This is a genomic window from Yersinia rohdei ATCC 43380, from assembly GCF_000173775.1.
GTDB classification, from domain to species: Bacteria; Pseudomonadota; Gammaproteobacteria; order Enterobacterales; family Enterobacteriaceae; genus Yersinia; species Yersinia rohdei.
Genome location: NZ_ACCD01000008.1, coordinates 107651 through 129688, shown reverse-complemented (window position 1 = coordinate 129688; position 22038 = coordinate 107651). Strand labels below are relative to the sequence as shown.

Here is a 22038-nt window from a genome sequence, read left to right as displayed (position 1 = left end):
CTTTAGACAAAACGCCGTTAAATTGGCAGTTTTTCCAGCGTTGGGAAGCCATAACCCTGCAAAACGGGCAATAAAGCATCAGTGTCCGCGTTCAGCGCCATGCAATACGCAATGTTTTCATCTGTAGAAGAAACAACATTTTCTTGGGAAGAAATCAGCCAAGCCGTGCGACGGGCAATTGCGGCACCGGAATCTACCATTCGAGTTCCTTCCGGCAATACTTGAGCAAGCTCTGCTGCCAGTAAAGGGAAATGAGTGCAACCCAAGACAATAGTATCTGGCGGTTCGCGCATCATTAACCACGGATGGAGGATTTTCTTTAATGCTTCTGTCGGAACAGTACCACCATGCAACTTGGTTTCTGCCAGTTCGACTAAATCGGAAGAACCCAGTAACTCGATTTTGCAATCAGTAGCAAAGCGTTCGATTAAATCCAAGGTATAAGAGGCGTGAACTGTGCCACGGGTAGCCAGCAGGCCAACAACACCATTACGGGTCAGCCGCACTGCAGGTTTGATAGCCGGGACAACGCCGACGACAGGGAAAGTAAAACGTTCACGTAATGCAGGGAGGGAAACAGTACTGGCCGTATTACAGGCGATGACCACGATTGCCAGTGGGTGGCGTTGTTGTACCGCGGTGACTATTTCCATTACGCGCTCAACAATGAACTCACCTGACTTCTCCCCATAAGGGAAGGCAACATTGTCGAAAGCATATATATAGTGGAGATCCGGCAGTAATTGCCGAATCTCTTGATAAACAGATAACCCGCCAACGCCGGAGTCAAAAATCAGCGCTGTCGGGCGAGGAGAGGAATCAGCCTTAGAAGTTATAACTTCCTGTGAGGTAATACTCTCGTCCAGCAGTTTTATAGCCATAAGCCGTTTCGTATTCTTTATCGAACAGGTTTGCAATTCTACCACGAACTGTAAGATGAGAAGTAACCGGATAAGCTGCAGATACATCGAGAGTGCTGTAACTCGACAATTCCCGCTGAGTCGAAGTATAGGCTGAGGTGTTATTGTCATAGCGCTTACCGTAATACTGGTAAGAAATATCCATATCAAAATTGAACATCGTCCAATCCAACTGATATTTGGCCTGCTGTTTGGAGCGGCGAGCTAACACTTCATTATTGAGGTCATTGCGCGGGTCAAGATATTGCAGGGTAACCTGGTGGGTAAATATCCCGGTATCAAGGCTACCAGTCCATTCAACACCTTTAATAGTCGCGGAATTAATATTGTAATATTGCCCTCTATAGGTAACTGGGTCAGAGAAGTAATCAATCAGATTTTCAATTTTGTTGCGATAAGCAGACAAACGCCAGTCAATTGGCCCGGTCAGCCCTTCCAGCCCCGCTTCCCATTGGCGAGACTCTTCCGGTTTTAGCTCACTGTTTGACATAATATCAAAGCGCTGCGAGCCATATTGCTGGCCCAACGAAGGTGCCAGGAAGCCAGTGCCGTAGGATATCGTCACGCGATAGTCAGGAACGAATTCCCAGCCAGCGGCGGTTTGCCATGTTTCATGCCAGCCAAATTGCTCATCTTTATCTGCACGGCCAGAGGCTTCTAGTATGAGGCTATCGAATTTCTGCTGCCCACTCAGATATAAGCCGGTGTTATCCCGCTTATAGCTATCCGAAATAGTTTGGTTGGAGGAGGTCAGGCGCTGTTGTTGCCAGTCAACACCGGCGCTCAATGTGGCACTTTCAAAGCTATAAGTGTTGCCCCATTGCAGATTGCGCTGCTCCATGTTGTCCAGCGTGGTGGCCACCCCATAGCGGCCATATTGGCTGCTGAAGTTATAGTCTTTATATTTCTGGAAGCTGGCAAGGAATTGAGAAGAATAAGCCCCGGTAGCATAACGCAGCCCAGCATCATAAGTATGGTTATAGAGCCGCTCTTCATCACCACTGTAAGCTGGGGAGGAAATACTGCCAACATCGTAATCGGTATTATTGGTGTAGCCATAACCTCTGACGAAGCCAGATATCTCTTGGTTAAACTGGTGTTCCAGACCGGCCCAGTAATTTTTATTACGAAAACCATCGCGATCGCTATCAATGGGGTTAGGTGAATTAGGTTTGATGTTATAGCCGTTAGTGGTTTGATACCCCCCCGCCACTGTAGCTAACGTATCGCCAAAACGCTGGCGCACGCTGCCATCATATTGCTGGTAGCCTTTAGAACCGACGCCAGCATTAATCTGCGCGCCTTCTTGGTCGGTCTGGGTAATCACATTAATAACGCCGCCAATTGCACCAGAGCCATAAACTGCGGAACGCGGCCCTCGGATATATTCAACTCGCTGCACTAAAGAAATAGGTATCTGATTAAAGTCGGCAGTATTAACAATACCGGTGCGCGCCAGAGGAATGCCATCAATTAATACCAAGACATGCCGGGCTTCAGTGCCACGAATATATAGGGAAGAATTCTGGCCTAATCCTCCGGTCTGCGAAATGTCCACACCAGGTAGCCGGCGCATAACTTCATTAAGGCTTTTGGCTTGCCAGCGCTCGATGTCATCTCGCGTGACTACATCCGTGGGGGCTAATACAGTAGAAACCGGTTGTTTGAAGCGGCTGGCAGTGACAACCATTTCATCTTTATTATCTGTGGTGGTATTGGCTTGCACCACGCCAGAATATGCCGTCACAGAAAGAGCAGTGAGCAACGTATATTTTTTTATTGTGACGGTATTTTTAAATATCATTAGAAAGCATCCAAACTCAAATAGCGGATGCCGCAGTGCCGTGGTGGGTAGTACGCGACGACCACGAATATTGCGACGTATACCGGCAGGTCTTCGGGCTTGGGATCTCTAATTTCAGGTCATTAACCATAAAATAGAGCAGGCGATGACTTCCCGTCCTTGCGGACAGTGTCTGGATGAAACCTATCGCCGTGACTTCCCCTTACCGCTGCGCGTCAGCTCCGGATTTACACCGGATTCCCTTTTAACTCTTAGGTGTTTATGAAACAGCATGAGGCCGGACGGCAATGCTACGATCAAGTCAAATAGATATCTAGACTTCCGTCTTTATTACATCGAATAAACACAACAAAACTGGACATCACCCCCACTTTCCCTACAATCCGCAGCAATATTCCACTTTTATTATGTCCAGACGAGAAAGAAACATGACTCCCGACATCCTGCCAACTGCCAGTTACGAACACCAATTGGCAGAAAAATCTGCCCGTCTTCAGGCGATGATGTTGCCGTTTCAGGCACCTGCTCCAGAAATATTCCGTTCGCCTGCCGAGCATTACCGCATGAGAGCTGAGTTTCGCGTTTGGCACGATGAAGGCGATTTGTACCACATCATGTTTGACCAACAGACTAAGCAGCGCATCCGAGTCGAACAATTTCCGGTGGCCAGCCGGTTAATCAACAGTCTGATGAATGTCTTGATGACAGCCATCAGAGCTGAGCCGATTTTGCGGCGTAAGCTATTTCAAATTGATTATTTATCGACCCTGAGCGGCAAACTGGTCGCTTCTTTGCTGTATCACCGTCAATTAGATGAAGAGTGGCAGCAAAAAGCACGGGAATTGCGCGACCAACTCCGCGCACAGGGTTTTGATTTGCAACTGATTGGCCGTGCATCAAAAACTAAAATCATGCTAGACCACGACTATATTGACGAAGTGTTGCCCATCGCCGGTCGCGAGATGATTTATCGTCAGGTAGAGAATAGTTTCACCCAACCTAATGCTGCGGTGAATATTCATATGCTGGAATGGGCCATTGATGTCACCCAAGATGCTAGCGGTGATTTACTGGAGCTGTACTGCGGTAACGGCAATTTCTCTCTGGCACTGGCACGGAATTTCAATCGCGTGCTGGCAACAGAAATTGCCAAGCCATCAGTGGCGGCGGCGCAATACAATATTGCAGCGAACCATATTGATAATGTGCAAATTATCCGGATGTCCGCAGAGGAGTTTACTCAAGCAATGCAAGGTGTGCGTGAGTTTAGACGCCTGCAAGGTATTGATTTAAGTAGCTATAACTGCGAAACCATTTTTGTCGATCCACCTCGTAGTGGGCTGGATGACGAAACGGTCAAATTGGTACAAACTTACCCGCGCATCCTTTATATCTCCTGTAATCCAGAGACACTGTGCGCCAATCTTGAGCAACTGCAACACACACATAAAATCAGTCGGTTAGCGCTGTTTGACCAATTCCCTTACACCCATCATATGGAGTGTGGGGTCTTACTGGAAAAACGCGACTAGCGAAAGCTATTCAGGAATATAAAGAAGGGTAACTCGATGTTGCCCTTTCTATTAAATCGCCAGACAAGATTGCCACCGGCAAGCGATTACAGCTGCGGGTTATCCGCGTCATCGGTGTCAGTATCCGCATCAATTTCTTTCTGGGCCGATTGGCGTGCTTTCAGCTTAAATAAGATCCAGAACACCAAGGCCACACTGAGAATCGAAGGGACAAAGTTAGAGCCAATCAACGGATGCTCAACCCGAACAATCGCGCTATACAATAAAATACCGAGTAAGAAACACGCCCCAGCCAATACCGGCAAGCCTTGTGGCATAGCAAAATTAAGGTAGCGCTGATGCAAGCAATACACCGCCAGGATCAATGTCAGCAGCGGAAAGACTGAAAAAGGCACAAATGCGCTGAACATCGCGTTAAATGAGCCATTTATTGCCAAACCTGTAATCAATGCCAACAGCAGGGTGCCAGCTTCACGGCGAGGCTGTTTTTCAGAGCAAGGTTGTTTTTCAGAGCAAGATTGTTCCATCATTTTCCTTTCCTTATTAAGCGCGGGACACTGCAAGCTTTTCCTGCTCGCGACGATACCAATAATAAGCACCCTTGGAGATCATCCGCAGTTGTAAGACCAAACGTTCTTCTAACTGTCGGCGCTGTTCAATATCCACATCCAGCGCTTCTGCCCCAGCACTGAAGACGATGGTGACCATAGCCTCTGCTTGAGCTTCGGTGAAACTGCGCGGCATGTGATTTTCCAGCTCGAGGTAATCTGCCAACTCGGCAATAAAATGCTGAATTTCACGCGCGACGGCCGCTCGGAATGCGGCGGAAGTCCCGGAGCGCTCCCGCAGTAATAAGCGGAATGCATTAGGGTTATTGCCGATGAACTCCATAAATGTTGATACTGAGGTACGGATAACACTGCCGCCCTTGGCAATCCGTTGACGCGCCTGGCGCATAAGTTGGCGCAACATCAGGCCGCTTTCATCAACCATGGTCAGACCAAGTTCGTCTACATCACGGAAATGTCGGTAAAAAGAAGTCGGTGCTATCCCTGCTTCACGGGAGACTTCCCGCAAACTCAGGCTAGCAAAACTCCGCTCAGCGCTCAGTTGGCTGAACGCCGCTTCGATAAGGGAACGACGAGTCCGCTCTTTTTGTTGTGCTCTGACGCCCATAATCGTACCCAAGGGATATCCACATTCTCAATCTAAGATATATAGTCAACAATATACCAAACTTTATAGTAACAACCGTTATACAAACGTATCATTCCAATATGGAATTGCCGCGTTACAGCACACATCCGGGGGATTTACCCATTGTTTATTGGGTTATCACTGGGATGATGTTAATATATCGTTGTAATTTTGTATAATAATAGGTCTCTCCTACATGCAACAGCACTTCCATTTTGATGCCATTGTTATTGGCTCGGGGCCTGGCGGTGAAGGTGCCGCTATGGGGTTGGTCAAGCAAGGTGCCCGCGTCGCCGTCATTGAGCGGTACAATAATGTGGGCGGTGGATGTACCCATTGGGGCACTATCCCTTCCAAAGCTCTGCGCCACGCCGTTAGCCGTATTATCGAGTTCAATCAAAATCCACTATATAGCGACAATGCCAGAACCATCAGCTCTTCATTCGCTGATATCTTAAACCATGCGGATCGCGTTATTAATCAGCAAACCCGTATGCGCCAAGGTTTTTATGACCGCAATCACTGCCAAATGTTCTCCGGTGATGCCAGTTTCATTGATACCCATACTATCAGTGTCCGTTATGCCGATGGCACCAGTGATACATTGCAAGCCGATAACATTGTTATTGCGACGGGCTCCCGCCCCTATCGCCCAGCAAACGTTGATTTTAATCACGAACGCATTTACGACAGTGATACCATTTTGCAACTCAGCCATGAACCACAACACGTCATTATTTATGGCGCGGGGGTTATTGGCTGCGAATATGCCTCAATTTTCCGTGGGTTAAGTGTCAAAGTTGATTTGATCAACACCCGCGACCGTCTGCTAGCATTCCTTGATCAGGAAATGTCTGACGCCCTCTCTTATCACTTCTGGAATAACGGTGTGGTTATCCGCCACAACGAAGAATTTGAGCAGATTGAAGGCACTGTCGACGGGGTTATTGTGCATCTGAAATCGGGCAAAAAAGTTAAAGCCGATTGCCTGTTGTATGCCAATGGCCGCACCGGAAATACCAGTGGTTTAGGATTGGAAAATATTGGGCTGGAAGCCGATAGCCGGGGTTTGTTGAAGGTCAACAGCATGTATCAAACCGCGCTGCCTCATGTGTATGCCGTCGGTGATGTCATTGGTTACCCGAGCCTGGCCTCTGCGGCCTATGATCAAGGGCGAATTGCGGCACAAGCCATGATCAAAGGCGAGGCACAGGTTCACCTGATCGAAGATATTCCCACTGGCATTTACACTATCCCGGAAATCAGCTCTGTCGGTAAAACCGAACAGGATCTGACCGCCATGAAAGTGCCTTATGAAGTCGGTCGGGCACAATTTAAGCACCTTGCCCGCGCGCAAATTGTCGGGATGAATACTGGCAGTTTAAAAATCCTGTTCCATCGGGAAACCAAAGAAATACTTGGAATTCATTGCTTTGGCGAACGGGCGGCCGAAATTATCCATATCGGGCAGGCCATCATGGAACAGAAAGGAGAAGGCAATACTATCGAATATTTCGTTAATACTACCTTCAACTACCCGACGATGGCGGAAGCCTATCGAGTGGCGGCACTTAATGGTTTAAACCGCCTGTTCTAGCACTGGGCTCATCCGAGGTTGCATGTGTTCACGTATCGCCTCGGCCAGTTGCTCATAGCGGCCACGCAATGGGGAACCGGGGCGATACACTAAGGCAATAGTCCGCTTTGGCACCGGCTTGTAGCATTCCAGATAACACACGCCGTCACGATTTCTTTCATTTGGCACCGCCAGAGCCGGCAATAACGTAATGCCGCTCCCCGCTGCAACCATATTGCGCAGCGTTTCTAAACTGGTCGCGCGAAAATGCGTGTCTTCTTCTGCGCCCGCCTGGAAGCAAAAGCCCATCGCTTGATCACGTAAGCAGTGGCCATCTTCCAGCATTAACAATCTCTCACCCGCCAGCTCATGCATTTGTACCTTTTCACGAGAGGCCCAAGGGTGATCGGAGTAAACCGCCAACTGCATCGGTTCGTCAAAGAGTGGGACTTCAATAAAGGCTTCCGTCTCTTTGACCAGTGCCAGAATGGCACAATCCAGCTTGCCACTATCCAACTGGGCCAACAGGTTTTGAGTCTGGGCTTCGTGCAGATACATTTCCAGTTTTGGGAATGCTTTATGCAACATTGGAATAATTTGCGGTAATAAATAAGGCCCAACAGTAGGGATAAGCCCAATATGCAGCGGGCCAGACATTGTCTCGCCCTGCAAACTGGCCATTTCTTTGAGTACTTTCACTTCCCGTAATACTGTTCTGGCCTGTTCCACCAGTAATAGCCCAGCTTGCGTAAACAGAACTTTACGGCTGGTGCGTTCCAACAGCATCACCCCCAGTTCATCTTCTAATTTACGAATCTGGCCACTTAAGGTGGGCTGGCTGACATGACAAGAGTCGGCGGCGCGCCGGAAATGCCTGAATTCAGCCAGCGCCACTAAGTATTCTAAATCACGAATATTCATTGTTGCTCCGCTTTATGATAGTCATTGACGATAGATAAGATAGCAACCAGTGATTAGAACTATCAAGTTATAAAATTAATAATGTGTTCCAAGAAAAGACACTCAGAAAAATTTAAATATTTTATTTTTTAATTAAGGAGTTACAGATGCTGACTAACCAAGAAGGTAAAAAAATCCCACCGGTGACTTTCCATACCCGTCAGGGCGACCAGTGGATTGATGTCACTACCGATGAGCTGTTTAACAACAAAACTGTCATCGTATTCTCACTGCCGGGTGCCTTTACCCCGACCTGTTCCTCCAGCCATTTGCCACGTTATAACGAACTGGCGAATGTGTTCAAACAACAGGGTGTTGATAGCATTCTCTGTGTGTCCGTCAATGACACTTTTGTGATGAATGCCTGGAAAGCTGATCAGCATGCTGAAAATATTACTTTCATCCCAGATGGTAACGGCGAATTCACCAAGAGCATGGATATGTTGGTTGAGAAAGCTGACTTGGGCTTTGGGCCGCGCTCATGGCGTTACTCCATGCTGGTACGTAACGGCGTGGTAGAAAAAATGTTTGTTGAACCAAACAAGCCGGGTGACCCGTTTGAGGTTTCTGACGCCGACACCATGCTGAAATATCTGGCGCCTAACTTTAAAGTACAAGAATCCGTTTCTGTCTTTACGAAACCGGGCTGCCCATTCTGTGCCAAAGCAAAACAAATGCTGCAAGAGCACGGGATTCCGTATGAAGAAATCGTCTTGGGTAAAGATGCCACTACTGTGAGTTTGCGTGCGGTGACCGGTCGCGGAACTGTGCCACAAGTGTTTATCGGTGGCCGCCACATTGGTGGCAGTGATGATTTAGAGAATTACTTGTCTGCCTAATGGCATAAAGAACAATGAAAAAATACCCAAAGTAATTGGCATTGCGGGTTGGCGGCAAACTAACCCCAGCAACACCAAGTATCAAGGGTATAGCGGGAAGGTAACTTGGTAGGCTTCGGCCTACCCTTTTTTTCTGTTAGGAGTAGACATGAAAACCTTAAACGTTGATGTCGCCGTCATTGGCGGCGGTACTGCCGGGCTTGGCGCTTATCGCGCTGCCAAATTATCAACCCCAAATGTGGTGATGATTGAAGGTGGCGAATACGGTACCACCTGTGCTCGCGTCGGTTGCATGCCATCCAAACTGCTGATTGCAGCAGCTGAAGCTGTGCATCAGATTGAAAAAGCACCCGGATTTGGTATCCATCCACAAGGTGAAATCCTGATTAATGGCCGTGAAGTAATGGATCGCGTTAAACGTGAGCGTGACCGTTTTGTTGGTTTTGTACTCGAAGGCGTCGAGAGCATTCCAGCGGCGGATAAAATTCAGGGTTATGCCCGTTTTATTGATGACAATACCCTACAAGTTGATGATCACACTCGCATTGTCGCGCAGCGGATCGTGATTGCGACCGGCTCTCGCCCAACCTGGCCTGCCCCGTGGAATGCACTCGGTGAGCGGCTGATCATCAATGATGATGTCTTTAACTGGGATGACTTGCCAGAATCTGTGGCGGTGTTCGGCCCCGGTGTTATCGGGCTGGAATTGGGTCAGGCGCTGCACCGGCTGGGGGTTCAGGTCAAAATGTTCGGTGTCGGTGGTGGTGTTGGCCCGCTGACTGACAGTGTGGTGCGCAGCTATGCTGCCAAAACACTGGGTGAAGAGTTTTATCTAAATCCTGATGTTAAAGTTGAAATCATGCAGCGGGAGGGGGATAAGGTCTTTATCCGCTATTTGGATGAAGCCGGCCAACCACAAGATATTATGGTGGATTACGTTTTAGCGGCCACTGGCCGTCGCCCTAATGTCGATAATTTGGGTCTGGAAAATACATCACTTAAGCTTGATGAGCGCGGAGTTCCATCCGCAGATCGGCTAACAATGCAGACCAGCGTGCCACATATTTTTATTGCTGGAGATGCCAGCAACCAATTGCCTCTGCTGCATGAAGCCAGTGACCAGGCACGTATTGCTGGCGTGAATGCTGGCGGCTTCCCTGAAGTGGTACCCGGCTTGCGTCGCAGCCCAATTTCGGTCGTTTTCTCTGACCCGCAAATAGCCATGGTGGGCTCGACCTTCCGTGAGTTATCACAAAAATTCAGTGCCTGCGGTTGTTTCGAGGTCGGTGAAGTTTCTTTTGAGAATCAAGGCCGTTCGCGTGTCATGCTGAAAAACAAAGGAATTTTAAGGGTTTACGGTGAGCAAGGCACTGGCCGTTTCTTGGGTGCCGAGATGATGGGGCCAAGTGCTGAACATATCGCACACTTATTGGCTTGGGCACATCAACAGCAAATGACTATCAACCAAATGTTAGACATGCCGTTCTATCACCCGGTTATTGAAGAAGGTTTGCGCACGGCACTGCGCGATGTGCAGTCTAAATTGAAACTGGGCACGGATGAGGCTGAGCGCTGCCTGCGTTGCCCTGGTGAGTAATCTCTCTAACTATTACTGATTGATTAAGCCGGGTTTTATACCCGGCTTTTTTATTTTTTGCCCACCGCTGCCACGGATTTCATCACCCAACTTGGTAAACACGCGGGTAATGTCCACTGATTAGTTAATTTCAATCACGGCAGTCAATGACGACGGTGGGGCCGAGAATTATCATTAATTTGATATCAGTAATGACATTTAAATCAAAGTGTTATTAACGACATAGACAGTCGGGTTATCCCCTTGGCGGAAAAGCATTATAGCGGGAAGTTAGTGCGGAGAATGCTTCCAGAACAACACCACCGTCTGGCGATTAACGCCTCTGAAGAAGGGTGAGCCTAAACTGTTATCTTTGTGCTCGATTGATAGTATAAAGAAAGCTAACAGGGTGGTATTCCCCACCCTGCGGTTCATCTGCAACCATTATCAGTACTATCTGTCTGTTAAATTAAAACCTATCGGCATAGTTATTGTTATCTGCCCTTGGGATAACAGTTCTGCTGGCGGCTTGGGTAAGGGTTGGGCGCGCTTAATTAATTCCAAGGCCTCGCTATCTAACAATCTGAATTTACTGCTATTAACAAGTTGTGCCGATAACACATATCCATCTTGGTTGACCACAAAACGAATAGCTGGCGTGCCTTGTTGATGCTTTTTTCTGGCTCCGGGTGGATAACGTTTAAAGTTCATCAAATGCCCCTGCAAGCGGCCCCTCCAACTCATTTTAATATCACGCAGATGTGACGAATCGCTATTAGCCGCAGCCGCTATCCGGTGGCTATCACCTGATAAGGGCGCGCTGACGGACACTGCTGGAGGTGTCGGTTCGCTGTGATTATCTGGCATGGATTCAGTAACCGGTAGGCGGGGTTTTATTACTTTCGATTGCGCCAATTTTACTTTGCTCGGCTTCTTTTTAGGGGGTTCCGTTTTTTGATCAACAATCAATGAAGCATGAGATTGTTCGGGTGCCGTTAGCAAGTTATCCACTTCTTCGGGCTGACTTTCCGACTGCTCAACCACAGGTTCGTTGAGATTCTGGGCGAGGCCTACTACCGGTCTTTGCTCCGAAATCTGGGTAAATTCTGTCTCGGCCGATAACGCAACCATCATGGCCACAGGAGAATTTTCTGCGTGTTTCACCGGAGCGACGGTTGAGGCCAGCAACCAAAGTAGATAAATATGAAAGCAACTGGTGAATAGGGCACTTCCCCACCAAAGTAAAACCGTATTATTTATTTGCGATAGCTTCATGAATTAACTCACTGTAGTTATTTGTTTTTCTGAATTAATCCTAAGAAACTATTCTTCTGCAAAGGCGACATGCAGACGATCAGTAAGGGGTTTAAATAGGTAATTAAGCAGCGACCGCTCCCCGGTACGGATAAAAATATCAACCGACATACCCGGTCGAATAGGCAGCTGGGTTTGCGTGTTATCAATCGCGACCGTTAAGGGATAATAAGGCTCTAAAGTCTGTGGATGCTGTATTCGGTCGGCCCCGACCCGTAAGACAGAGCCTTGTAATCTCGGAGTATTACTTTGATTAAAAGCAGAGAAATTAAGGTCAACGGGTAACCCAACCACAACCTTGTCAATTAGCGACACCGGAAGCTGAGCTTCAGCCAACAGTGGCTGCCCATTGGGAACCAGCTCCATTAATGTTTCACCGCTACTCACCACGCCCCCGATGGTATGTTGAGCAAGGGCAATGACCGCCCCACTGGCAGGGGAAATAATGCGCGTATTATTTAATTCAAACTCGGCCATCTCCAAGCGCTGTCCTAAGTCTTGAGTATTCTGCTGCGCCTTGGCTAATTGCTCGCGATTCTCACTTTTAAACTGTTCACGACGTTGTGAGATATGTTGCTCTGTTTCGCTAATTTGTTTATGCAACTCTAAGATTTCACTGTTGTTTTTTTCTATTCCTGCACGCAATGAAATGGATTGGCGCTCCATATCTAATAGTTGGGTTTGAGCCGCATGGCCATTTTTTGCCAATAGCTGCACTCCCTGTAATTGCCGTTGGAATAAATCAAATTGGTGCTGATTATGGCCCCGCATCGTCTCTAACCCATCTAACCGGCTTTCGTGACGGGTAATTTGTGCCAATAACCGAGCAACTTCGCTCAATTGAGCCTGGCGACGATGTTGAAAAAGCTGTTGCTGCAAAACAATATTTCGCTCAACTAAATGCTGTTCAGGATATTGGTGCAATTCGGCAGGGAAAATAATGGCTGGCAGGTCATGCTGCTCGGCCGTCAGCCGGGCTTCCTGAGCAAGCGCACTCAAATGCTGATGCTGAAGATTATCTCTATGGCTGCGTATCGCGGTATCATCCAGTGTGATGAGCAACTGCCCTTCAGCAACTTCATCGCCCTCTGCCACATGCAATTGCTTGATGCGCCCCCCCTGCAAGGGTTGGACAACCTTACGGTTTTCAGCCACGATAATGTGCCCCATAACAGCAATTCCTTTGTCTAAGGGCGCTAATCCAGCCCACAGCAAAGAGCCAATAAAGCCCCCTAAAACTAATACCCCACCAATGCTGAGATACCTTCCGCTGTTGGTCTGTAGCTGTGGCGGATTTTTCAGTTGGCGGTTTACATCCGGCATTGGGTCACTACCTGATTTAGGGAACATCGGTTCTCTCTCCATCCGTGGGTTTAGTTGGTGTCACGATTTTTGTGATGCGGTGCGAATCGGGGCGACACCATAAGATGTGCCACTGCCCCAAGGTTTTTTACTGTTCGCGGTATTAATGTCGGCGTTAACCGCAGCCTTTTCCTGCCCCTTCGCGTTCTGTAATACGGCCTGAGTGCTATCAAACAATTCCATCCGCCCATTATTAAGAAACAATAGGTAGTCGCTGCCAGATAATAGCTCGGGCTTATGAGTAATCATCACAATGGTGCAGCCTTGTTGCTTAAGCTTGACGATGCTTTCTAGTAAGGCTTTTTCACCTTCTTTATCTAAACTGGCATTGGGCTCATCCAGCACAATAAGCTGTGGCACCCCATACATGGCGCGGGCCAGAGCAATGCGCTGGCGCTGACCGCCGGATAATCCCTGCCCGTCATCCCCGAGCGGGGTATCGTAGCCTTGTGGCATATGCAAGATTAAATCGTGTACTCCGGCCATTTGAGCTGCCGCAATCACTTTTGCAGTATCAATGGTGCCAAAGCGCGCAATATTCTCAGCAATCGAACCTCTAAATAGCTGAATATCTTGCGGCAAGTAGCCAATAAATTGCCCTAAATGGGTTTTATCCCAATGGGAGAGATCTGCGCTGTCTAAACGCACTGAACCACTAAATGCCGGTGTACACGCCACCAACAGTTTTGCCAATGTCGATTTACCACTGCCTGATGGCCCCAAAACCCCTAATACATCACCGGGCTGCAATTCAAAGCTAATAGAGGATAAAACAGGAATATGTGTGCCCGGTTTACAAACAGTAAGTTGTGTCACACTGAGTTTTCCGGTTGGGGCTGATAGCCTCATCCCTGCGGGTTTCGCGGGGTGTTGCGCTAATAAATACGTAAGACGTTGGTAAGATAATCGCGCATGACTCCATTGCTTCCAAACGGCAATTAATTGATCTATAGGGCTTAATACCCGGCCAATTAAAATCGAGCCGGCGATCATCACGCCTGCCGTGATTGCGCCGTCAATAACCAATAATGCGCCTAGCCCCAGCATCATAGATTGCAAAGCTTGGCGGCTGGATTTAGATACCGCAGTAACCTGACTACTTTTGTCACTGGCGATATTTTGCTGATAGAGGAAATGTGAATGCTGCATTAGCCAGCGCTCGCGTAATGCCGTTAGCATTCCCATGGCTTCGATGGCATCAGCATTACGCAAATTCGCGTTAGCTTGCTGAGTTGCTTGCGATGTTACGGTTGATGCTGCTTTTAACGGTTTTTTGCATAACCCGTGATTCAGCCAGGCCAAGACAATCAGTACACCAGCACCAAGAGTTGCCAATACGCCTAACCAAGGGTGGAGGATATAAATCACCAATAAATATAGCGGGAACCACGGGGCATCAAAAAAAGCAAACAGCGCATTACCAGTAGCAAACTGGCGCAAAGAGGTCAGGTCATTTAAGGCTTGAGCCGCGGGCGCTTTATTACCGCTAAGTTGGGAGTCAAATGCTGCATTAAACACTTGTTGATTAAGTTGCATATCAATACGTGTACCCAAACGGATAACGACCGCACTGCGGATCCATTCAAGTAAACCAATAAATACAAATATGCCCAGTACCATAATAGTGAGCATTAATAATGTCATGGTATTCGCTGAAGCAAGAACACGGTCATATACTTGCAACATATAAATGGCCGGAGCCAACATAAGAAGATTGATTATTGCTGTGAATAATCCGATACCCCAAAGGCTTTTTTTATGATCGGCTAAGACAGAGAGAATCGTTGGCGTGGCCGATGCAAGCTCGGGTATTTTATATGATTTCATGGCATCCATTTCCATACTGAAAGTCGCGTATTCATCTGAGTGCGGATTATTTTAGAACCACCGCCAGTAAAGTATGCCAAAGTAACCAGATAAATAGCGGTGGTGTTATTCTATTTATATAGCGTTAATTTGTAACTCGCACGATTAAGCCGCGCTAAGTACTTCTGTACTCTCAGATGAGCCCGTCGTTTCTATAATAGGTGCGCTGATGGTTATTGCGTTGTCAGTATATTGGCTGGCAATAACCATATCTTTAAGTGGTGTATCCACGTCAATACCTTGGGCTTTCAGGATATCTAGCATGGGGTCGGCATTGCCGCGCAATAAATTATAGACCCCCTGACCTGCTCCGCCCTGATAAGGGTTTTCTGGTTCAGCATTTAAGGCACGTGACATTGAACAGACTGAGTTATAATAATCGCCTTTAATATCTAAACCGCTTATTTTCATCTGTGCATCTTGTAGATGCATATCTGGATTATCCATAGCAGCTATTACAAGTTTACCAAATTCGATATTTCCTATATGACCACGGTCAGGGACAGCAGGTTTACCAAATCCAAATAAATCCCCTTGAAAAATTATCGCGGCTCCATTTTCATGGAAACTGCTATACGCGGCCTTTTGGCTATTAAAGTCTTCAGTAGTCGGTCTATTAATCATCTGATGGGGGAAGTAGTAACTGCCGTAGTCTCCGGTTAATTCCGATACTATAACCATATCATCAAATTTCGCCGCCCATTTATGGGTGTATGACGATATACTTTCTTTTTCAATTGCTGCCTGATACTTTATTTCTACTGCCATGATAATATCCTTTTAATTATAGGCTATAACTAGTCATTTAGTTATATTAATTCACAGAAGAAACAATATATTAATTGGAACCACCGCCAGTAGAGCGTGCCAGAGTAACCAGAGAATGGCGGTGGTGTTTTTCTATTTATATTATATAGCCATAACGTTAATGTATAATTACCGTTATTAAGCAGCCATTAATATTTCTGCACCATCATATGCCCCAACAGTATCGATAATTGGTGCATCAGCCATAATATCGTATTGGCTGGCAATGGCCATATCTTTCAGTGGGATATCCACATCAATTCCTTTGGCTTTCAGTAGCTCCAGGAAAGGTTCTGGATTGGCGCGCATAAGACCATGTACCGATTTATGCAAATCGCCATCACGATTTACTTCTACTTCTTTGGTAGGATCAAATGTGCCAGAAATATCTACATCATTAAAGCTAAGCTGTAAATTTTCCAAAACTTTATCATCCGTACCGCTAGGATTAGGAATGAGATCCTTACCAAACTGGATACTGTCCATTTGACCAAAGAAAGTGTGCTGCGGCATAAAGGAATATGTTAACGTCCCTTCAGTAATCATTGCCACATTTGTATCATAGGAGCTTTTCACTGAATATTGAGTACCATTAAACCATCCGCCGCCAGCAAAATCACCCCGTATTTTTGTTGCGGCTTGATTAATATCACCAAACCCTTCAGCCCATTCATTAAGATAAGAAGAGATACTGGTATTTGCAAAATTCTCGTTATATTTAATTGTTACACTCATAATAATATCCTTTTAATTAATGATTATTACTCCAATGAATAGCTTGTTAGCTATTCGACCAATAGATAAATAATATATTTATCTACAGACTTTAAAATTTATATTCAAAACCACCCTGAATAGTTCTACCGCGATTCGGGGCAAAAGAAAGTGTATCGCCATAACTTATTAAATACGCCCTATTATTCATATTTTCTATTGAAGCGCGTAAGATTAAATTATTAGTTACCTGATAGCTGGCATAAAGATCAAATATAGTATATTTCGGCCAATCGGCCACATAGGCTGTATTGGGAAATCCATAACTATTAAGCACTGACTTATCTTGGTGACCTTTGTTATAACGGATAATAGTGCCGAAATCTAGCTTTTGATCAAATATTCTTCCGCCCAAGGTTAAACTCCCCCGGTCACCGGGCAAATAGGCCGATGAACCAAATAACATATTGGCCGTATAACATTTAATGGTATTATTCTGTCTGTCATCATTAACAGGATAAGAAGGATAAAGACCATAAGGATAGCCTTGCTTTATCCAAACACTCTGTTGAACACCACCTAACCAAGCTCTTTTTATACAAAAATTATTTTCACCAATCATTTTGGTATAATTTAGGCTGGCGTAAAACACCCCCGCATCATAACTTAATTGATATTCAAGCCCACGAAACTGTGTTTGTAATAAGTTATTTATATATGTTGCATTCGCAAAGGAAGAATCGCCAAATTTTGGCTTTTTCATGGATAATGCAAGATTGATATAATTACTCACACGGGTATCAAAATACGCTAATTTGGCAGCAAAGCGATCGTCATTGATAAACAGACCCCTGTGTTGAATATTGGTGCCGACTTCCCAGGTTTTAGAGCGTTCTGCCGCCGCCAAGGGGTTAGGCATCATCCAACCATGACCATGCGCGCTGCCAGTAACCAACATTTCTGTCATGGCCGGTGGCCGCCAGGATTTACCGTAATTACCAAAAAATTCCAGCCAGGGTACACCGGGCTTAATACCAATTGCTGCCGTAGGCGAAAATTGCTGCTCACGGTGGTCCACATTCCAGGTCATAAGTGACAATGCGTTATTGGTACACTGCGTACGTTTTCTTTCTGATTGTTCGTGCCGTCTTGGGTCGCAGGGGCTTTCACGGGTGTAAGGTGCACGATAATCACGGGTATACATCCAGGTATCGCCTTGTATATGGAACTGGTCAAAACGCAGCCCCCCTTCCAGTCGTAGCCAGTCATTATAATCGTAATTAAATTGGGCAAAAGTACTGGTTATGGTGCGTGTCCCCGGTGGGGTAAGGCCGTTGGTTCCTTTATTCGTCGGACTCAGTTCAGATATATAGTCATTGGTAGTGCGGCCCCGGGAACGGTCACTAAACCACTCCAGCCCATATTGAATGCGCACCTGATGGTGGTCTGCTGGGGTAAATAAACTGGTATTTTGCAGTTGAAAACCCTGAGTGGTTAGGCGGGTTTTGGTCCAATATTTTTTGCGAAAAACGGTATTGGCATTGTGAACATCGGTTTCATCCTGGGTATCAACGTAATAAATTTTAGCGGTTAAATCTAACCAGGAAATATGTTCTGGCTTTAGGCTATAATCCAGCCCGATATTGCGGTTCATTACATCACTGACACTGCTGCTTAGCCAACCATAGGTGAAAACACCGGGTATTGCTTTATCGTATAATATGGTAAACATGCCGGCATTAGGGCTGTGTATTTGTGTTTGTAAATAGCTGAGTGATAAACGCTGATGGGCGGGTAAATTCCAACCTATTTTGGCTAAACGCGAGCGCATTTTATAGTTGGTGAACAAGATTTTATTATTCTTAATATCAGTGCTAAATTTATTCTCTTTATTAGCACCGGGTTTCGCACCAATACGTACTTCACCAAGAGAGCCTTTATCACCCGGCCAATAATCTTTTAGGTTTCTCTCACTGGCAGCAATTAACAGGTCGCCATATTCATTACCTATTGCCAGTGCCGTACTGCCAATAAAGTGTGTGCCGTTATCACCGGTTATTGCCCGAATTTTCCCGCCAATTTCTTTCCCCGGTGCCAGAAAATCACTGGCATTAATGGTATTAAAGGTCGCGATACCGCCAATAACACCCGCGCTCCCCATGCCACTGGTTGCCCCTTTTTCAATCACTACACTGCTCAATATTTCTGGGTCAATATACATCACTCCATTGCGCTGACCATGCCCACTTTTCATAAAGTTCTGGCGCATGCCGTCAATATTCATATTGATGCGGCCATAGTCCTGCACACCACGGATATTAATTGAAAGCGCAGGGTCTTGCTGGTTAAGACTGGAGTACACACCCGGGGTTTGCTCTAAGATATCTGCTACATGGCGAGCTGGGCGATTATCCAGTTGTTCGCGGGATATTTCACTGACTGAGTGGAGCTCATCATAAACCCAATCTCCTTCATGGGAGTCACTGGTTCCCTCCACTTTAAGTTCATCTAACAGCATGTCATTTTCTTTGGCTGATTCAGCATTCACTCGCTCTGAATACCCCTGAGAACTGAGTGCTATAAATAGACCCAATGTGACTTTATTTATTGATTTTATTCTGGTTCTTTTATCTCTAATCATATTATTCACTTATGAGTTTTCATCCTTATTTATATAAAAGAAATATATGAATTAATAATTAGCCATTACTTAATCGAGTTTTTACATATAATTTAGCAATAGGTGCACCGCCAAATAATAATAATTTGGTGATGAATGTTATGTTATTGGCTATAAAAAATAAGTTACTTCATCAAATAAATGGTTAGTTAAAGTAGAAATATAAGACATTACTTTATTAGAGGGTAAGGTAATATGCTTAAATAAAATACACCATTAATTCAACAAAATTAGATATATTTTATTTTTCAATGCTAGTAGAGGTTTTACTAAAACGCCATTATTTGATAATGATTATCATAATCATTTTTGGTTATAAACTCAATGCCATATTAAGCACAAAACAGTATGTCTTTGAGGAGCATTGGATTTATAGCGGATATAATGAATAAATAAATAGCGGCTCCTGTTACTCAAATTAAAGTATTTCATAAAAAAGAGTAATAATAGGAATATAGGCCTAAATAATTTGATGTTATTAATGAGTAGAAAAACAACTTTATATATAAGGGCATTTAACGCAAAACGGGCCACTTTACTTGTGGCCCGTCACGCAATATAAAACGCGGCTAATTAAAATAAGCGCGTTTTAGCCTCAGCAATGGCTGATGCCACTTGTTGTGGTGAAACACCGCCTTTGGCAACCCGCTTATCCAGGCAAGATTGCAATGCCAGAATGGGGTACACATCGTCGCCAATAACTGCACTGAATTTCTGCAAATCACTCAGCGATAAGGCCTCTAATGCTTTGCCCTGAGCAATGGCTTCCACCACGGCTTCACCTACAATATGGTGAGCTTCACGGAAAGGCACCCCTTTGGCGACCAGGTAATCCGCCAGTTCTGTAGCATTGGCGTAGCCTTGTTCAGCCGCTTCTTTGCAACGTGGGCGTTTTACTTGAATGCCATCTAACACCAGTGCTGCCATATGCAAACAATCAAGCCAGGTATCGAGCGCATCAAACAGCCCTTCTTTGTCTTCCTGCATGTCTTTGTTATAAGCCAGAGGCAAACCTTTCAGCGTCATCATCATTCCGGTCAATGCGCCTTGTACCCGGCCACACTTGCCACGGATTAATTCCAATGCATCTGGATTTTTCTTTTGCGGCATCAGGGAAGACCCTGAGGTGACGCGATCAGATAAATCAACAAAAGCGGCTTCGCCACTGTTGAAGAAAATCAGGTCTTCTGCAAAACGAGATAAATGCACCATGCCGATGCTGGCATCGGACAGTAATTCCAGCACGTGGTCACGGTCGGAAACACTGTCCAGGCTGTTGCGTGTTGCAGAGGCGAAACCTAACCAACCCGCCAATTGCTCGCGATCGATGGCATAAGCCGTCCCCGCCAGTGCGCCACTGCCTAATGGGCTAACATCCAGACGTTTAAGGGTGTCTTGCAGCCGGCTTTCATCGCGTGACAGCATTTCTGAATAAGCTAAACACCAGTGAGCAAAGGTGACAGGTTGCGCGCGTTGCAAGTGGGTATAACCCGGCATCACCGCATCCTGATTGGCTTCTGCGGTAATAACCAGCGCCTGCTGTAATTGGCGCACCGCGGATTTCAGCTCAGTAATCTGGAACTTGCACCACAATTTCAGATCAGTGGCGACCTGATCATTACGGCTACGACCGGTATGCAGTTTTTTGCCTAAATCGCCGACTTTATCAATAAGTTGGGTTTCTACCCAGCTATGGATGTCTTCCGCATCACTGGCCAAAATGGCGTGTGGATCAGCCTGTACTTGTTCCAGTAAAACAGAGAGCGCCTGCTCAAGTTGTTGCTGTTCATCGGCGGTTAAAATACCCACCGTGACCAGTGCTTTCGACCAGGCAACAGAACCAATAATATCCTGCTCTGCCAGTCGGTAATCAAACCGCAGGGAATCATTAAATTGCTTAAAACGCTGATCTGCCGCCTGACTGAACCGTCCGCCCCACAATGCCATAATCTTATTCCCTTTATACCCTTCGGATTTGAAGCCACAGGCGCGCTAGTGATATTAACTCACCAAACCAACTGATTTTTATCGCGTTAATTTTAGTTTGTTCACTTGCGGCCAACCTGCAACTCCAATGACTTTGGGTCTCACTTTATAGTAAAAAATATTAGACTGAAATACGTGTACCCATTGGCACACCATTAAACAACGCGGGCAACTGATCCGCGTGACGCCAACTGGCGATATCCACCGGGCGACCCAATGCACGGGCCGCATCCAGCGCGGCATTCACCTTAACAACCATACCGTCAGTAATGATGCCTTGTGCAATTAATTGCTCGGCTTTTTGCGCGGTCATCTCGGCAATTCTTTGGCCTTTGCCATCCAGAATCCCACTGACATCTGACAGCAAAATCAAGTCTGCGCCCAGCGTAGCGGCCAGTGCTGTTGCGGCTTGATCCGCATTTACATTCATCAATTCGCCATCTTTGGTAATACCAATAGAGCTGATGATGGGCATGTAATTCGCCGCCAGTAACGTTTGTACCAAGGTCGGTGAACCTGGCATCGCTTTACCCACATGCCCCAGTTCTGCATCCAATGGCGTGACCTCGACGGTATTGCCATCACCCAGACACAAACCAACCGCATTAATCTGGTGTTTCACCGCCCAGGACAGCAGCGTTTTGTTGGCTGTGCCCGCTAATGCGCCAGTAATAATATCAATCTGATCAGCCGGGGTAACTCGCAGGCCGTTTTTCTTCACCACCGGCAAAGCGAGTTTTTTCATTAGCTCGTCAACTAAACAGCCACCACCGTGCATAATCACAAGCGGGCGCTCATGCTTCTCACGATAGGTCACCAATGCAGTAAACAGGCGTTCCAGCGCTTCTTCGCTGTCCAGCAAAACGCCACCTAATTTAATGACCAACGGATTCATCATGTTTTTG

18 protein-coding genes and 1 riboswitch are annotated in these 22038 nt (G+C 46.3%); of the genes, 5 read left to right on the top strand and 13 right to left on the bottom strand.

The features are described 5' to 3' along the window. Window positions 1–17 precede the first annotated feature (17 nt). Window positions 18–881, bottom strand: coding sequence for a glutamate racemase (murI, locus tag YROHD0001_RS0117785; RefSeq protein ID WP_032816727.1), 864 nt, complete (start codon window positions 879–881; stop codon window positions 18–20). Further along, the gene (btuB, locus tag YROHD0001_RS10010; RefSeq protein WP_004714451.1) at window positions 826–2724 is read right to left on the bottom strand and encodes a TonB-dependent vitamin B12 receptor BtuB; all 1899 of its coding nucleotides are present in this window, start codon (window positions 2722–2724) and stop codon (window positions 826–828) included. The genes murI and btuB overlap by 56 nt, the downstream gene beginning before the upstream one ends. 67 nt (window positions 2725–2791) lie before the next feature. Beyond that, window positions 2792–3018: riboswitch (cobalamin riboswitch) on the bottom strand. Window positions 3019–3152: 134 nt separating this feature from the next. Here btuB and trmA point away from each other — a divergent pair. Next, window positions 3153–4256 (top strand): tRNA (uridine(54)-C5)-methyltransferase TrmA, encoded by a 1104-nt coding sequence (gene trmA / locus YROHD0001_RS10015; protein WP_004714450.1) that lies wholly within the window; start codon window positions 3153–3155, stop codon window positions 4254–4256. Window positions 4257–4342: 86 nt separating this feature from the next. Here trmA and YROHD0001_RS10020 read toward each other — a convergent pair whose 3' ends face one another. Both YROHD0001_RS10020 and fabR read right to left on the bottom strand, forming a co-directional pair. After that, complete coding sequence (locus YROHD0001_RS10020; RefSeq protein ID WP_004714449.1) at window positions 4343–4786, bottom strand: YijD family membrane protein; 444 nt, start codon at window positions 4784–4786, stop codon at window positions 4343–4345. 13 nt (window positions 4787–4799) lie between these two features. Next, on the bottom strand, window positions 4800–5432 hold the full coding sequence (gene fabR / locus YROHD0001_RS10025; RefSeq protein WP_004714448.1) for an HTH-type transcriptional repressor FabR: 633 nt from the start codon (window positions 5430–5432) through the stop codon (window positions 4800–4802). Window positions 5433–5649: 217 nt separating this feature from the next. On the opposite strand from fabR, the gene sthA reads away from it, so the two are divergent. Further along, complete coding sequence (sthA, locus tag YROHD0001_RS10030) at window positions 5650–7050, top strand: Si-specific NAD(P)(+) transhydrogenase (RefSeq protein ID WP_004714447.1); 1401 nt, start codon at window positions 5650–5652, stop codon at window positions 7048–7050. Here sthA and oxyR read toward each other — a convergent pair. Further along, on the bottom strand, window positions 7033–7950 hold the full coding sequence (oxyR, locus tag YROHD0001_RS0117780) for a DNA-binding transcriptional regulator OxyR (RefSeq protein ID WP_032816724.1): 918 nt from the start codon (window positions 7948–7950) through the stop codon (window positions 7033–7035). The genes sthA and oxyR overlap by 18 nt on opposite strands. A gap of 146 nt (window positions 7951–8096) precedes the next feature. Here oxyR and YROHD0001_RS10035 point away from each other — a divergent pair, with 146 nt between their 5' ends. The 3 genes from YROHD0001_RS10035 (at window position 8097) to YROHD0001_RS20935 (ending at window position 10761) form a co-directional block, all read left to right on the top strand. Further along, window positions 8097–8828: a glutathione peroxidase gene (locus YROHD0001_RS10035; protein ID WP_004714446.1), complete on the top strand. Its 732-nt coding sequence runs from the start codon at window positions 8097–8099 to the stop codon at window positions 8826–8828. A 148-nt stretch (window positions 8829–8976) separates the two neighbouring features. Next, a complete protein-coding gene (locus YROHD0001_RS10040; protein WP_004714445.1) occupies window positions 8977–10425 on the top strand; it encodes a dihydrolipoyl dehydrogenase in 1449 nt (482 codons plus the stop codon). 282 nt (window positions 10426–10707) lie between these two features. Continuing rightward, complete coding sequence (locus YROHD0001_RS20935; RefSeq protein WP_289815568.1) at window positions 10708–10761, top strand: hypothetical protein; 54 nt, start codon at window positions 10708–10710, stop codon at window positions 10759–10761. A gap of 96 nt (window positions 10762–10857) precedes the next feature. Here YROHD0001_RS20935 and YROHD0001_RS10045 read toward each other — a convergent pair whose 3' ends face one another. The 8 genes from YROHD0001_RS10045 to argB form a co-directional block, all read right to left on the bottom strand. Beyond that, on the bottom strand, window positions 10858–11679 hold the full coding sequence (locus YROHD0001_RS10045; RefSeq protein ID WP_072087005.1) for an energy transducer TonB family protein: 822 nt from the start codon (window positions 11677–11679) through the stop codon (window positions 10858–10860). Window positions 11680–11727: 48 nt separating this feature from the next. Next, window positions 11728–13068: an HlyD family type I secretion periplasmic adaptor subunit gene (locus YROHD0001_RS10050; RefSeq protein WP_004714443.1), complete on the bottom strand. Its 1341-nt coding sequence runs from the start codon at window positions 13066–13068 to the stop codon at window positions 11728–11730. Window positions 13069–13101: 33 nt separating this feature from the next. Further along, the gene (locus YROHD0001_RS10055; RefSeq protein WP_004714442.1) at window positions 13102–14922 is read right to left on the bottom strand and encodes a type I secretion system permease/ATPase; all 1821 of its coding nucleotides are present in this window, start codon (window positions 14920–14922) and stop codon (window positions 13102–13104) included. Window positions 14923–15051: 129 nt separating this feature from the next. Next, window positions 15052–15714: a heme acquisition protein HasA gene (locus YROHD0001_RS10060; protein ID WP_004714441.1), complete on the bottom strand. Its 663-nt coding sequence runs from the start codon at window positions 15712–15714 to the stop codon at window positions 15052–15054. Window positions 15715–15891: 177 nt separating this feature from the next. Further along, complete coding sequence (locus YROHD0001_RS10065; protein WP_004714440.1) at window positions 15892–16488, bottom strand: heme acquisition protein HasA; 597 nt, start codon at window positions 16486–16488, stop codon at window positions 15892–15894. Window positions 16489–16579: 91 nt separating this feature from the next. After that, window positions 16580–19117 carry a TonB-dependent hemoglobin/transferrin/lactoferrin family receptor gene (locus YROHD0001_RS10070; protein ID WP_032816720.1) on the bottom strand — a complete coding sequence of 846 codons (2538 nt, stop codon included), beginning with the start codon at window positions 19115–19117 and terminating at the stop codon, window positions 16580–16582. 603 nt (window positions 19118–19720) lie between these two features. Further along, a complete protein-coding gene (argH, locus tag YROHD0001_RS10075; protein WP_004714438.1) occupies window positions 19721–21094 on the bottom strand; it encodes an argininosuccinate lyase in 1374 nt (457 codons plus the stop codon). A gap of 160 nt (window positions 21095–21254) precedes the next feature. Next, window positions 21255–22028, bottom strand: coding sequence for an acetylglutamate kinase (argB, locus tag YROHD0001_RS10080; protein WP_032816738.1), 774 nt, complete (start codon window positions 22026–22028; stop codon window positions 21255–21257). Between the last annotated feature and the right edge of the window lie 10 nt (window positions 22029–22038).